The 15,343-nt window shown below is 50.3% G+C and carries 6 protein-coding genes and 3 rRNA genes; all 9 read right to left on the reverse strand.

Annotated features, from left to right (window positions below):
- Positions 1-42 precede the first annotated feature (42 nt).
- Positions 43-1,254 carry a nickel-dependent lactate racemase gene (larA, locus tag DKB62_RS03335; protein WP_232818822.1) on the reverse strand — a complete coding sequence of 404 codons (1,212 nt, stop codon included), beginning with the start codon at positions 1,252-1,254 and terminating at the stop codon, positions 43-45.
- A gap of 261 nt (positions 1,255-1,515) precedes the next feature.
- Positions 1,516-2,937, reverse strand: a complete 1,422-nt coding sequence (locus DKB62_RS03340) for an FAD-binding oxidoreductase (RefSeq protein WP_107196393.1) — start codon at positions 2,935-2,937, stop codon at positions 1,516-1,518.
- Positions 2,938-3,429: 492 nt separating this feature from the next.
- On the reverse strand, positions 3,430-4,230 hold the full coding sequence (gene proC / locus DKB62_RS03345; RefSeq protein ID WP_107196392.1) for a pyrroline-5-carboxylate reductase: 801 nt from the start codon (positions 4,228-4,230) through the stop codon (positions 3,430-3,432).
- Between the two features lie 121 nt (positions 4,231-4,351).
- Positions 4,352-5,881, reverse strand: a complete 1,530-nt coding sequence (locus tag DKB62_RS03350; protein ID WP_107196391.1) for an alanine/glycine:cation symporter family protein — start codon at positions 5,879-5,881, stop codon at positions 4,352-4,354.
- 63 nt (positions 5,882-5,944) lie between these two features.
- A complete protein-coding gene (locus DKB62_RS03355; protein ID WP_087478779.1) occupies positions 5,945-7,198 on the reverse strand; it encodes a pyridoxal phosphate-dependent aminotransferase in 1,254 nt (417 codons plus the stop codon).
- 971 nt (positions 7,199-8,169) lie between these two features.
- Positions 8,170-8,286: ribosomal RNA gene (rrf, locus tag DKB62_RS03360) — 5S ribosomal RNA — on the reverse strand.
- Between the two features lie 184 nt (positions 8,287-8,470).
- Positions 8,471-11,381: ribosomal RNA gene (locus DKB62_RS03365) — 23S ribosomal RNA — on the reverse strand.
- 227 nt (positions 11,382-11,608) lie between these two features.
- Positions 11,609-13,173, reverse strand: a 16S ribosomal RNA gene (locus tag DKB62_RS03370).
- Together the 16S, 23S and 5S rRNA genes form the textbook arrangement of a ribosomal RNA operon.
- A 339-nt stretch (positions 13,174-13,512) precedes the next feature.
- Positions 13,513-15,342 carry a glutamine--fructose-6-phosphate transaminase (isomerizing) gene (gene glmS / locus DKB62_RS03375; protein ID WP_107196682.1) on the reverse strand — a complete coding sequence of 610 codons (1,830 nt, stop codon included), beginning with the start codon at positions 15,340-15,342 and terminating at the stop codon, positions 13,513-13,515.
- Position 15,343 lies beyond the last annotated feature (1 nt).

Below are 15,343 nucleotides of genomic sequence, written 5' to 3' on the forward strand. Positions count from 1 at the left end.
GCGCCCTCAAACAGAGCGCTCCCCACATGTAAGCAAAGCCGATTACTCTTTCACGATAACCGATACGCCGTCAGGAATAATCGTAATTTTCGGTTTCGATACGCCTTTGGCGGCGACAATCTCCTTCGCCATAGCCAGGGCTTCGTCTATGCTGGCGGCATATTTCATATGCATAGCTTCTACCATGTCTTTCGGCGCTTCCGTTACCATGATAATGGTATATTTCAGCAGCATGCGCAGAAGAATCTGCGATTCCCACTGGTCGAAGACTGTTTCATTCCGGCCGCGAGCCAAGATGTCATCCATGGCTTTCTGTACATCCGCCGCATCCTTCAGCGTGTTGTAGAACGCTTCGCCGCCATGGCCGTCGGAGCAAGCCGATACGTCAATGATGACGCCGCCTTCTTTGCACGTCGCTTCCGCAGCAGTCATGCCCTTGACGGACTGGTAAATATTCTGATCCAGCGGATACCCGCCGTTTGTCGTAACGACAATATCTGCCGGCACAGGTTTTACGCCAGCCAGCTTCATTTCAAAATCTACGCCGGCGTAATGAGCCTGTTCGCTGTCTCCGGCAAATGCCGCAATGACCTTCTTATCAGCGTCGATGACGACGTTGCAGATAAAGGCTAATTTAGCGGCTTTGGCAGCGTACAGCATGTCCTGATGAATGGGATTGCCTTCCAACACGCCGGTGCGGGCATAGGGGCTGTCGATAAATTCCGAGCAGTGGTTTGCCAATACTGCAATCTTGCTGGCAATGCCCGGAAGAACGGATTTGCGGCCGCCTGACATACCAGCAAAGAAATGAGGTTCAATAAATCCTTCGGCAATAAGCAAATCCGCATTGGCCGCCGCTTTATTGATGAGGCATTCGCCGCCCGACGGTAAGGTGCCGATACTGACCATATCTTCATCCTTACGACTGTCATGGATGACAAATGTTTCATGATCGGCTATTTCTTTTCCGTACTTCGCCACTAGCTCTTCATGCGTCGTAGGCCGATGCATACCCGTAGCAATCAGTATCGTAATGTCGATATCCGGATTTCCCTTCCGCAGTTCAGCCAGCAGCTGCGGCATGATGACATGACTCGGAACGGGACGCGTATGGTCGCTGGATATGATCGTGCACGTCTTTTTGCCCTTAGCCAGCTCGCTTAACCTCGGGCTGCCAATTGGATTGGCCAACGCGTCAGCTACCAATTCCGCTTCCGATTTCGGTGCTTTATATTCATGAGCATGAGAAAGCAATACGCCTGCTACTTGTTCAATCTGGCAAAGAAAAAGTAATCTTTTCCTTACCAAAAGGAATCGAGAAATTTTTCATGATACAATTCACCCTTTCTGTATTCTAATCAGTGCCTTACATTCATTGCTTATTGTTTTAACAATAATATACATTCTCATTATAATGATTATATACGTCCATTTTGAAAATAGTCCGTATACTACAAAAGGTAAAACCGAAACCGGTTTTACCTTTTGCATGTATTTCAGTTATGAATTTTCAGATTATTCTTCTACAGGAACTTCGTCGTTGATGCTGACAACTTTGCCCGGGTTCATGATGTTCTTCGGGTCAAGAGCTTTCTTAACGGCTTTCATCAGCTTCAATTCAACCGGGTTCGTGTATTTAGCTAACAACGCAGCGCGTTTGTAGCCAATGCCGTGTTCGCCGGAGAGACGGCCGCCCAGGTTGTATACGAGTTCGTAAATTTCGCTCTGAATCTGCGGAAGCATTTCTTCCCATTCTTCCTGCGTACGGTCATCTTTCAGGATATCGATATGAACGTTGCCGTCGCCGCAGTGGCCAGCGCAGTGCATAGCGACGTTGTATTTGTCAGCCAAGCGGGAAATCTGCTGTACAGCCTGCGGAATATCGGTCATCGGGACTACGATATCTTCCATGGAGAATACTAAGCTGCGAGCGCGGTCAGCTTCGAGGTATGCTTTACGGGATTTCCAAATAACAGCCGGGTTAGCAACCAATACGTCAAGAGCTTTATTTTCACGAGCCAATTCGTCGATCTTTTCGCACTGTTCGTCGAGGATATCTTCGCTGTCGCCGGCGATCTGAACGATGATGTAGTTGCCAACATCGGAATGCTGCAGTTTTTCGTTCAAGAACACTTCAACCTGTTTGATGGAAGCGTTGTCCATGAATTCTACGCAGACCGGAGTAATACCAGCATTCATGATCTTCGGCGTCAAGGCAATAGCATCGTCGAGATTGTCGAATACTGCCAAGAGGTCCATCTGGTATTTCGGCAAAGCAACCAATTTCAGGTAAATCTTTGTGATAATGCCGAGAGTACCTTCGGAACCAATGTACAAGTGCATGAGCATGTAGCCCGTTGCGTTTTTACGGAATTTGCCGCCCAATGTAACAACTTCGCCGCTCGGAGTAACAACTTCAATACCCATAACCTGATCACGGGTTACGCCATACTTAACGGCACGGTTACCGCCGGCATTCGTTGCAACGTTGCCGCCGATGAAGCAGGAGTCCCCGCTGCAGGGGTCGCCGCCGTAGAAGAGACCCTTTTCTTTAACGGCATCCTGAAGGACAGTCGTCGTAACGCCCGGTTCCGTAACGCATACCATGTTGTCTTTATCGATTTCGAGGATTTTATTCATGCGTTCGATGGAAATGATAACGCCGCCGAACGTAGCAACAGCACCAGCTGCCAGGCCTGTGCCGGCTGCACGCGGTACCATTACGATATCGTTGTCATAGCACAATTTAACGACTTTGGAAACTTCTTCCGTCGTAGCCGGCAATACAACGACCTGAGGCATCTTCATATAATGGGGGTCGGTTACTTCGTCATGAGAATACGGTTCGAGCTTGTCAGCATCCGTATACACGAATTTTTCGCCAACGATTTTTTTGAACTCTTCAATAAGTTCCGGTGTAACTTTACCTTTTGCCATAATACATAACCTCCAACATAAAATAATGATGACTGACATCTATCACTTTAACCGTTTCCGGTATAAAGAGCGCGTGATTGCTGCCTGTCAAAATCCCGCCGTAACGGAATCTTATACAACGTAACCAGCGTTTTCGAGGAAAAATAACTTTAATAGTATATCTCAGTTCTTTCCCTCTTTCGTGTCTTATTATACCGCATTCATTACAAAGTGTAAATTACATTTAGACATTTCACACATATATCTTTCGAATTATGAATCGGTCAGTTATTACATTATATCATGCTAACGTTTTATTTTTAAAATCCGCACCATTACTCATAACATTTTAAGGTTTGTGAATCTTTTCTCAAAATTTGTATGACTTTATGTAATTTTCATTATTCATTTTTTATTAAATAGCATATACTTTTTATGCTGTAAGTCCCTGTCAAAAAAACAGCACGCCATCTGCAATATGGCATGCTGTTTTATCGTTAAAAGTATAATAGTCTACATCGTTTTATTCTTTTCTGCCGACGCTATGACAGCTTCTGCGACAGCTGCCCGGAAACCCCGTTGTTCCAGAGCTAAGACCGCCTCTATCGTCGTACCGCCGGGCGAACATACGTCATCTTTTAATTTTCCCGGATGCATGCCGCTTTCCAGCACCATCTTGGCTGCGCCTAATACGGTCTGAGCGGCAAAGGTATACGCCGTATGGCGCGGCATTCCTTCCAGTACGGCGCCGTCTGCCAAGGCTTCGATAAACATATATACATAAGCCGGAGCGCTGCCGCTGACGCCGCATACGGCGTCGATCAGGCGTTCTTCCATAATTTCAGCCTTTCCGAAGCTGCGGAATATATCGAGCACGGCCTGCACGTCTTCTTCCGTCGCATAGGCATTCGGCGATACAGAGGCCATGCCTTCGCCGACCATCGACGGTGTATTGGGCATTACGCGGATGATCTTAGCCTTTTCCGGCAGGCATCCCGCCAAACGGTCCAGCGTCAGGCCGGCGGCAATCGAAATAATCACCGTATCCTCTTTCACACAGCCCCGTACCTCTTCCAGCGATGACGGAAGGATATGCGGCTTGACTGCCATAATAAGCCCTTGCGAACGTTCGGCTAACTCCGCTGCGGAATAGACAACGGAGGCCCCTGTTTCATCGGCTAAGGCCTGCGCTTTTGCGCTGTGAATATTGTATAACAGGATATTGCCCGGCTCTATCAAGCCGGATGCAGCTAGTCCTTTCACAATAGCCCGGCCCATATTGCCGGTACCGCAAATTCCGATGGTCTTAAACATGATTTCTACCTTCTTTCTTTTTATAACGTCTATTGAATCTTACCTCTATTGTATAAAAAAATTCCGCCGTCATAAAGAAAAATATCGGCGTTACTGACAGATATTTCAGCGCCTCGCCGCATTATTTTACGGGCCGTTCACGCCAATACGAGGAAGCCAGTTCCGTAACCGTTTCCGAAAAGGCCGAACCATCTGTTGCCGTATAATGAGCTGTCGCCTTTAATACGTGGCGGAAGCCAAGGTACAGCAGGGGGACGTTGATATATACCAGCACGATATTGGCCAAGTCGGAAAAGGCCCATAAGTTGCTCAAGTCATATCCTGCCAGCTGTACCGTAATGCCGAAGGCCGAAACGACAATCCCTAAGGACCGGACAAAGTTGGCGGCAAAACGGCTGCGGCTGATGCGGTTGACGGCAATTTCAGAAAAGGTGATCATGCCGATCATCGTCGTATACGCAAATAAGCCGAAGCACAACGCCAACAAAAACAAGATGACCGATGTAATGCCCGACGGCGTCAATACATGAACGGACAACAAAAATTTAGGCAGCTGTCCCGCCGCGGCCCAGGCTTCCGGAGCCGCAGTCCAGGCATGGGCCATAATGACAACAAAACCTGTCATCGTGCAAATCACATGCGTATCTAATAGCACTCCCAAGGCGGCAATCATCCCCTGCTCGCAGGGATGCTTGGCGTCGGCCGCAGCCGCCGACATCGTAATCGTCCCCTGGCCGGCTTCGTTGGACATCAATCCCCTTTTTATCCCCTGTACCAATACGGTACCAAACAAGCCGCCAAATACGGCATCGGGCTGAAAGGCTCCGCCCAGGACGGCGCTGAAGAAATAGGGCACGCTGTTTACATTGGCAAAAACCAAGGCCAATACGGTCACGACATACACGACCGCCATGATGGGAACCAGCTTATTATTTGCGCTGGATACCCGTTTGATTCCCCCAAAGGCCATGACGGCCGCAACGAGCAGGACGATACACGCCGCCGCTACGTAAAAGGATGACATCGCCGCAATGGGATGGCCTGCCGCAAGTTCACCCATAGCGCCGATCGAAGACACGACGTTAAAGGACTGGGCCGGCAGACAAAACATGGCGTAGAAAATATAAACGCCCGATAATATCGTGCCGACCCAGGCCTTATTTCCCAACAATCGCCGGCCGTAAAAGGGCATGCCGCCGACAAACTCCCCGCCCTTTCGTTCCTTGCAGAGCTGAGCCAGCGTCGCTTCCGTATAGGCCATGGCCATTCCAAAAAACGCGGAAACCCACATCCAAAATAAGGCTCCCGGACCGCCGACGGAAATGGCCCCGGTCACGCCGAGAATATTTCCCGGCCCGACGCGCATAGCCGAGCTTAGGAAAAACGCGGCTAGCGGCGATATGCCTGTCGAGGCGGCGCGGCGGTGAATCAAGAGATTCATCCCTCTTTTAAACTGCCGGACTTGGATAAAGCCCAATCGGATGGAAAAATAAATCCCCGTGCCAACCAGGACAATAACAGCCAGCGAAAAGCTGCCGAATACGGGAATGGCTTTATACCACTCCCAATTTGTCGGAACTTCCCATAAAAAATCAGATATAGCCGCTACGATAGAAAGAACCGAATTTAGTTGTTCAAAAAACTCCTTCATGCCCATCCCCCTCATAGAAAAAGCCGGTATAGTAACATCCTATACCGGCCTGCATAGACGTGATTATTGTTTTGCGCCCGTTGCTTCTACAGCAGATTTAATTTTAGCTGCCAGCCCCGTGATTTTGGCTTTAGATACGGAGCAAACGGCGAGGCGAACGCCCTTGCCAAGGGGAACTAAGAAGATATTTTCCTTTTCCAGCAAATCGCAGACAGCCTGAGAACCTTCCATAGGAATGGTGATGAAGAAGCCAGACAAGTACGGCAGGTATTTCAGACCGCATTCCTGCGCTTCTTTCATGAAGATATCGGCCCGTTCTTTAATAAGGGCGAAGTATTTAGCCCGTTCGGCGTCTAATTCGGCGACTTTAGCCGGATCTTTGCAAATATTAGCCATGGCTTTCATCGCGGCGCTGTTGGAATTAGACCAGGTTGCGCGGCTTGTATACTGATTAATAGCTACAAATTCGTTAGCAATATCTTCGTTAGCCGTCACGCAGATCATAGCGCCCATGCGCTGACCATACATGGTAAAGCCTTTGCTGCATGTATAAGCAACTACGACGAGAATATTATCCGGCAAGTTTCCAAATTTCTTGAAGAACTTGCGGCATTCTTTCTTTTCTCCGCTGTAGTCTAAATATGCAACGTCAGGAACGAGAATAATATTTTTATCCTTACCGGCAACGACGTCTTTCAAGAAAGCCAATACCGTATCCCAATCATCCGAGGACAAGGCAAAGCCCGTCGGGTTGTTCGCCGGCGAATTCATGATGATAACCGTATTGTACTGCTTTGCCACCATGTCTTCTACATGTTCCTTAAAGCTGGCGAAATTGAATTTTCCGTCTGAGCCGATCAATTCAAATTCCCGCAGATGGCGGCCGTTGTCATTGCACATGGAGCCATAGGCACCCCAATGCCAGTCGCTGGTCAGGATGTCGTCGCCCCATTCGGAATAGTTATGAATGACGTGATGGAGGACGCCGGAACCGCCGGAGGTTGCGCAAGCGCGGATGTAGCCTTCCGGACGGGATTCGCCAAAGCATTGGTCAATAACTGCATCCAAATAATCAGGATACCCCTGAATCGGCGCATACGCCACGATTTCTTTCGGCGTCAAGGCCTTGAACGCTTCTTCTACCACGTGAAGCATGACCAAATTGCCGTCTTCGTCCAAAATAGAGCCGACTGTGCCATTAATAACCTTGTCTGCCCCTAAGGTTTCAGCTAAGGCAACAGCCCGATTGTTAGCTCCAAAAATTTTATCTTCTGCACTCTTGCCTTTGGCCTGAGGTGCAGCGACGCTTTTTACCATAACAATCAACTCCTCTTTTTTATTACATACACATTTATACCACAAGAAAAGCAATCTGACAATAAAAGCTTAATCATCAGATGTATGTATTCAAAATACAAGAAAAAGCATGGAGAAGATGGTATTAGAAATAAAAGAATATTGTTTTATACAGATACATGATATGATTAAATCACATGTTTTGATGATACGCACTATGGAGATTTGTAAAGGATAGAAAGATAGCTATATAATCGAAGGTATACAAAAAGAACGCATATATGTCGTATACGTCTACTGGTAACGGTCGCCGCACCTATCAGTCGGATCTGCACACATGAATACTTCTTCATGACATGTGCTGCTTACGCACGGACCCGACATAAGCGACTTACACTCGTTTACGTGTCGTGTCTATCTGTTTAGGGTATCTCCATCAGGGCTTCGAATCGGTAGCCTTTGCAACGTGGGCCTATCGCTCTTCTATCTCATGTGTCCCGATTTGAAGTAAGCGACTCACGCGCGTCGCTTCGCTCCTTCAAACGGTGTTTCCTGCTTATGTTTATCCCAGGAACCTGGAAGGATAGGAAGCCGCCATATACAAAAAAAGAACGCATACATGATGTATACGTCTCCTGCTAACGGTCGTCTCACCTATCAGTCGGGTCTGCACACAAGAATACTTCTTCATGACATGTGCTGCTCACGCACGGACCCGACATAAGTGACTCACACTCGTTTGCGCGTCGCTGTCTATCTATCTAGTGTATCTCCATCAGGGCTTCGAATCGGCAGCCTTTGCCACAATAGGCCTATCAGCCCTCTATCTCATGTGTCCCGATTCGAAGTAAGCGACTCACTACCGTTTGCGCGTCGCTGCGCTCCTTCAAACGGTGTTCCCTGCTTATGCTTATCCCAGGGCAGGCCCTGGGTAGATAAGAGGTCGTTGTATACAAAAAGAGAGCAGTGCCAATGCACTGCTCTCTTTTTGTAATCAGCGGCTTCCTATCCTCCCAGGGGGCCTCCCCCCAAGTACTTTCGGCGTTTGCGGGCTTAACTGCTGTGTTCGGCATGGGAACAGGTGGATCCCCGCAGCTATCGCCACTGAATTTTTCCTAAGGGCCCGTGCCCTTACAACTGCATAAAACGAACTTCCTTAACGAGCCTCCGCTCTGTTTACGGTTCCTTCCTCAGAACCTGCTTCCAGATTCCCTCACCCACTCCCTTCGGGAGTAAGCGACTCGCTCCTGTTTGTGCGTCGCTTCTCAGCTCCTTCAAACAGGGCTCCCTGCTTAAGTCAAGCCCTCGGTCTATTAGTACCGGTCCGCTCCGTGCATCACTGCACTTCCACTCCCGGCCTATCTACCATGTCGTCTTCATGGGACCTTACTTGCTTTCACAATGAGAAACCTCATCTTTAGGCTGGTTTCACGCTTAGATGCTTTCAGCGTTTATCCGTCCCGGACGTAGCTACCCAGCTGCACGGCTGGCGCCATGACTGGTACACCATTGGTCCGTCCACTCCGGTCCTCTCGTACTAGGAGCAGCCCCTTTCAAGTTTCTTCCGCCCGCGATGGATAGGGACCGAACTGTCTCACGACGTTCTGAACCCAGCTCGCGTACCACTTTAATGGGCGAACAGCCCAACCCTTGGGACCTACTTCAGCCCCAGGATGTGATGAGCCGACATCGAGGTGCCAAACCTCCCCGTCGATATGGACTCTTGGGAGAGATAAGCCTGTTATCCCCAGGGTAGCTTTTATCCGTTGAGCGATGGCAATTCCACTCTCTACCACCGGATCACTAAGCCCGACTTTCGTCCCTGCTCGACCTGTCCGTCTCGCAGTCAAGCTCCCTTCTGCCTTTACACTCTTCGCGCGGTTTCCGTCCGCGCTGAGGGAACCTTTGGGCGCCTCCGTTGCTCTTTCGGAGGCGACCGCCCCAGTCAAACTGCCCGCCTGAGACTGTCCAAAGACTCGTTACGTCTCTCGTTAGAATCCCAATAAAACAAGGTTGGTATCCCACCAGCGGCTCTGCGGATACTGGCGTACCCGTTTCTCAGCCTCCCAACTATCCTGTACATCTCTTACCGGAATCCAATCTCAGGTTACAGTAAAGCTCCATGGGGTCTTTCTGTCCAGTCGCGGGTAACCTGCATCTTCACAGGTACTTCAATTTCACCGGGTCCCTCGTTGAGACAGTGCCCAAATCGTTACACCTTTCGTGCGGGTCGGAACTTACCCGACAAGGAATTTCGCTACCTTAGGACCGTTATAGTTACGGCCGCCGTTTACTGGGGCTTCAATTCTCTGCTTCGCCTTTCGGCTAACACGTCCTCTTAACCTTCCAGCACCGGGCAGGTGTCAGCATCTATACGTCAGCTTTCGCTTTAGCAGACGCCTGTGTTTGTGGTAAACAGTCGCTTGGGCCTCTCTTCTGCCGCCTATTCCTGCTCCCTGCGTTTCTGCAGCTCACATACTTTAGGCTATCCTTTTCCCGAAGTTACGGATACATTTTGCCGAGTTCCTTAACGAGGGTTTTCCCGCGCACCTTAGAATTCTCTTCCTGCCTACCTGTGTCGGTTTCGGTACGGGCGCCTGAGTCCTCACTAGAAGCTTTTCTCGACAGCCTAGTTCCTGCCCCTTCGCCATTGTCTCCAATGGCTCCCCATCACTTCTCGGCTTTTAGTATGGCGGATTTGCCTGCCACACAACCTACCAGCTTGGACGTGCTCTTCCAATCGCACGCGCGCATTCCTTTCTGTGTCACTCCTTCGCTCAAACAGACTCCTGCGGTACAGGAATTTCAACCTGTTGTCCATCTCCTACGCGTCTCCGCCTCGGATTAGGTCCCGACTTACCCTGGGTCGACGATCGTTGCCCAGGAACCCTTAGGCTTTCGGTGGAAAGGATTCTCACCTTTCTTTTCGCTACTCATACCGGCATTCTCTCTTCCTGCCTGTCCACCTGTCCTTCCGGTCAGGCTTCTCCCATGCAGGAACGCTCCCCTACCCAAGTATCTTACGATACTTGCCAAAGCTTCGGTTCCGTACTTTAGCCCCGGTCATCTTCGGCGCAGAGTCTCTCGACCAGTGAGCTATTACGCACTCTTTTAATGGTGGCTGCTTCTAAGCCAACATCCTGGTTGTTTTCGAAATTCCACATCCTTCGCCACTTAGTACGGCATTGGGGACCTTAGCTGTTGGTCTGGGCTGTTTCCCTCTTGACTACGGGCCTTATTACTCGCAGTCTGACTCCCATGTATAAGTACAGCCATTCGCAGTTTGATTAAGTTCGGTAGCCGGACAGGCCCCTACCTCGTTCAGTGCTCTACCGCCTGTACTCTTACCATGAGGCTAGCCCTAAAGCTATTTCGGGGAGAACCAGCTATCTCCACGTTCGATTGGCATTTCACCCCTACCCACATCTCATCCAAAAGCTTTTCAACGCTCACTGGTTCGGTCCTCCACACATTTTTACCTGTGCTTCAACCTGGACATGGGTAGATCACTGTGGTTTCGGGTCTACTGCTACCAACTTATCGCCCTGTTCAGACTCGCTTTCGCTTCGGCTCCGCGTTTCCCGCTTAACCTCGCTGGCAACAGTAACTCGCCGGTTCATTCTTCAATAGGCACGCCGTCGCGCATGTAAAGCGCTCCGACTGTTTGTAGACATACGGTTTCAGGTTCTCTTTCATTCCCCTCCCGGGTTCTTTTCACCGTTCCCTCACGGTACTATTCGCTATCGGTCCATATCAGTGTTTCGCCTTGGAGGGTGGTCCCCCCTGCTTCCCACAAGGTTCCTCGTGCCCCGTGGTACTCTGGATCCTGCTCCATGGTCTTCCTTGCGCTTACCGGGCTTTCACCGTCTCTGGCCCAGTTTCCCAACTGGTTCTGCTTCGTCCAACCATTTGTTAGCAGTCCGCAACCCCGAAGCGGTTTCCCGCTCCGGTTTGGGCTCTGCCCCGTTCGCTCGCCGCTACTGAGGGTATCTCTGTTGATTCCTTTTCCTCCGGCTACTTAGATGTTTCAGTTCACCGGGTTCCCTTCCTTTCGGATGACAGCACTCCTGCTGCCGGGTTTCCCCATTCGGACACCTGCGGGTCACTGGTTACTTGCACCTCACCGCAGCTTTTCGCAGCTTATCGCGTCCTTCATCGGCTGATATGGCCAAGGCATCCGCCGTACGCCCTTACTTGCTTGACTTTATGTCTTCACCGTTTTTCAGAGTTTCTTCGGTTCGTTAAGTCTTTCTCTTTTTCTTCAAAAAAGAGGTTTGTTCGTTTCGTTTTATGCAGTTGTCAAGGTACGGGTCTTTCTCTTTTTTCTTGAGAGGTTCATGGCCTCTCAAAACTGAACAATGTGTACGTACTCCAGAATGCCGACTTGAAGTTTCGTAACGTCTTCCGCAGAATCCGTTACTTCTTCCCTAGAAAGGAGGTGATCCAGCCGCACCTTCCGATACGGCTACCTTGTTACGACTTCACCCCAATCATCGCCCCCACCTTCGACGGCTGGCTCCGTAAGGTTACCTCACCGGCTTCGGGTGTGAATGACTTTCGTGGTGTGACGGGCGGTGTGTACAAGGCCCGGGAACGTATTCACCGCAGTATGCTGACCTGCGATTACTAGCGATTCCTGCTTCATGCAGGCGGGTTGCAGCCTGCAATCCGAACTGGGACTCTGTTTTTGGGGTTTGCTCCGGATCGCTCCTTCGCGTCCCTCTATTAAGAGCCATTGTAGTACGTGTGTAGCCCAAGCCATAAGGGGCATGATGACTTGACGTCATCCCCGCCTTCCTCCGCATTGTCTGCGGCAGTCTCTCCTGAGTCCCCGCCATGACGCGCTGGCAACAGAAGATAGGGGTTGCGCTCGTTGCGGGACTTAACCCAACATCTCACGACACGAGCTGACGACAGCCGTGCACCACCTGTTTTCGCGTCTTCCGAAGAAGAACTCTCCATCTCTGGAGATAGCACTCAATGTCAAGGCTTGGTAAGGTTCTTCGCGTTGCGTCGAATTAAACCACATACTCCACCGCTTGTGCGGGCCCCGTCAATTCCTTTGAGTTTCAGCCTTGCGGCCGTACTCCCCAGGCGGGATACTTATTGCGTTAACTCCGGCACAGGAGGGGTCGATACCCCCTACACCTAGTATCCATCGTTTACGGCCAGGACTACCGGGGTATCTAATCCCGTTCGCTCCCCTGGCTTTCGCGCCTCAGCGTCAGTTGTCGTCCAGAAAGCCGCTTTCGCCACTGGTGTTCCTCCTAATATCTACGCATTTCACCGCTACACTAGGAATTCCGCTTTCCTCTCCGACACTCCAGTCTCACAGTTTCCGTCCCCTCACGGGGTTAAGCCCCGCACTTTTAAGACAGACTTATGAAACCGCCTGCGCGCCCTTTACGCCCAATAATTCCGGACAACGCTTGCCACCTACGTATTACCGCGGCTGCTGGCACGTAGTTAGCCGTGGCTTTCTCTTACGGTACCGTCATTCTAATGTGGTATTGGCACACTAGCCGTTCGTCCCGTATAACAGAGCTTTACAACCCGAAGGCCGTCTTCGCTCACGCGGCGTTGCTCCGTCAGGCTTTCGCCCATTGCGGAAGATTCCCCACTGCTGCCTCCCGTAGGAGTCTGGACCGTGTCTCAGTTCCAATGTGGCCGTTCATCCTCTCAGACCGGCTACTGATCGTCGCCTTGGTGGGCCGTTACCCCTCCAACTAGCTAATCAGACGCAAGCCCCTCCCCCGGCGGTAGCATATTCAGAGGCCACCTTTCTTCCCACTGCCATGCGGCAATGAAAACGTATTCGGTATTAGCAGCCGTTTCCAGCTGTTGTCCCCATCCGGAGGGCAGGTTGCTTACGCGTTACTCACCCGTTTGCCACTAGAGTCCATAGGAAGCAAGCTTCCCATGTCCTCCCGTTCGACTTGCATGTGTTAAGCACGCCGCCAGCGTTCGTCCTGAGCCAGGATCAAACTCTCCATGATATGTGAAGAGCTGATTGCTCGTTCTTACTTATTATTGGTATTACCTGTTTTGAAATCTTATTGCTAAGACCTCGCACTCTGGCGTATTGTTTCGTATCACACTGTTCAGTTTTCAAAGGCCATGCCGTCTCGCGACGACTTGTATATCTTACCAGACTCGCCCGGGCTTGTCAAGCACTTTTTTTGAAGTTCTTTTCAAGCGGACCGGCTATCCGGCCTGCCGCGGTGCCCTGCCGCAACAGCTTGTTTAGTATATCCTCTTTTCGTCCTGTTGTCAATACCTTTTTAACAAAAAAAAGAAAGCAGAGAACAATTCTCTGCCTTCTTCACCTTTATTACTTATTCTACGGTAACGCTCTTCGCCAAGTTTCTCGGCTTGTCGACGTCGTTGCCCCGGCTGACTGCAATATAGTAGGACAACAGCTGCAGCGGAATAATCGCCATAATAGGTACGACAAAATTATCCGAAGCCGGAACGGTAATCAACGTATCTACAGTCTTCCGTACTTCCGTATCGCCTTCCTGCACTACGCCGATGACATAGGCGTCGCGTGCCTTGACTTCCTTGATGTTGCTGATCATTTTTTCTTCCACGTCTTTTTGCGTAGCCAAAGCAATGACGGGAACGCCTTCTTCAATGAGGGAAAGCGTGCCGTGCTTCAATTCGCCGCCGGCATACGATTCGGCGTGAATATAGGAAATTTCCTTTAATTTTAAAGCGCCTTCCATAGCCAGGCCGTAGTCCATGGACCGGCCGATAAAGAAAACGTCTTCTTTGCCTTCGAAAGAACTGCACATCGCCTTGATTTCGTCAGCGCAGTCAAAAATCTTACGGCACACATCAGGAACAGCCGTCAAGTCATGAAGAATGCGGGACTCTTCATCGGCAGTCAGCGTTCCGTTCAAACGTCCCATATACAGAGCCAGCAGCAGCAATGTTACGAGCTGCGTCGTATAGGCCTTGGTCGACGCGACGGCAATTTCCGGGCCGGCCCAGGTATAGGCTACCTGATCGGCTTCGCGGGAAATTGACGAGCCGACGACATTCGTAATCGCCAGGGAACGCGCACCTAAGCGCTTCGCTTCTTTCAGCGCAGCCAGCGTATCAATAGTTTCGCCGGATTGGCTGATGACGATGCACAGCGTCTTGCTGTCTGTCAGAGGATTTCTATACCTGTATTCCGAAGCGATATCTACTTCAACGGGAATACGGGCCAATTTTTCAATAAAGTATTTTGCCAGCAAACCAGCATGATACGCCGTGCCGCAGGCCGTAATCATAATCTTGCCGATAGACGTAACGTCTTCCGTCGTCCAGTTCAGTTCTTCAAACTGCACGTGCGAGCCGTCTTCGGAAATGCGGCAGCCCATCGTATCCTTAATGGCTTTCGGCTGTTCGTAAATTTCCTTGAGCATGAAATGTTCATAGCCGCCCTTTTCGGCTGCTTCCGCATCCCAGTTGACTTCAAAGACTTTTTTAGAAATGGGATTTCCTTCCAAATCGGTAACCCATACGTTGTCTTTTTTTACGATGGCAATTTCACCGTCATTCATGATATAGGTCTTGCGCGTATAGCTCAAAATGGCTGGAATATCCGAGGCGATATAGTTTTCGCCTTCGCCGAGGCCGACGATAAGGGGATTGTCTTTTTTGCTGCAAATGATCTTATCCGGTTCAAAACGGCTCATGAACACGAGGGAATACGAGCCGCGCAGCCGAGCCAGCACGCGCTGTACAGTCCGCGTAAAATCGCCGTCATACATGTCGGCGCACAAGTGGGCCACGACTTCCGAGTCCGTTTCCGACTTAAAGCGATAGCCTTTTTCCAGCAGTTCTTCCTTCAGCTCCATGTAGTTTTCGATAATGCCGTTATGGACGATAGCAAAATTTCCGGCTTCATCCGTATGCGGATGGGCATTAAGATCCGACGGTCCGCCGTGCGTAGCCCAGCGCGTATGGCCAATGCCGATCGTTCCTACGACAGGGTGAACCTTTACTTCTTCGGCCAGATTCACAAGACGTCCCTTCTTCTTGCGCACGGCAATAGCGCCGTCATGATACACGGCGATGCCGGCAGAATCATAACCTCTGTATTCCAGCTTCGTCAAGCCGTCCATCAAAAAATCAGCTGCTTCTCTTCCTCCAATATACCCTACAATACCGCACATA

Origin of the sequence: Megasphaera stantonii, assembly GCF_003367905.1 — a bacterium.
Classification (GTDB): Bacteria; Bacillota; Negativicutes; order Veillonellales; family Megasphaeraceae; genus Megasphaera; species Megasphaera stantonii.

Excerpts from the sequence above, each read along its gene's own strand:
- DKB62_RS03350 (WP_107196391.1), bottom strand. The coding sequence starts at position 5,881 with ATGAAGGAGTTTTTTGAACAACTAAATTCGGTTCTTTCTATCGTAGCG.
- DKB62_RS03340 (WP_107196393.1), bottom strand. The coding sequence starts at position 2,937 with ATGGCAAAAGGTAAAGTTACACCGGAACTTATTGAAGAGTTCAAAAAA.
- proC (WP_107196392.1), bottom strand. The coding sequence starts at position 4,230 with ATGTTTAAGACCATCGGAATTTGCGGTACCGGCAATATGGGCCGGGCT.
- DKB62_RS03355 (WP_087478779.1), bottom strand. The coding sequence starts at position 7,198 with ATGGTAAAAAGCGTCGCTGCACCTCAGGCCAAAGGCAAGAGTGCAGAA.
- glmS (WP_107196682.1), bottom strand. The coding sequence starts at position 15,342 with ATGTGCGGTATTGTAGGGTATATTGGAGGAAGAGAAGCAGCTGATTTT.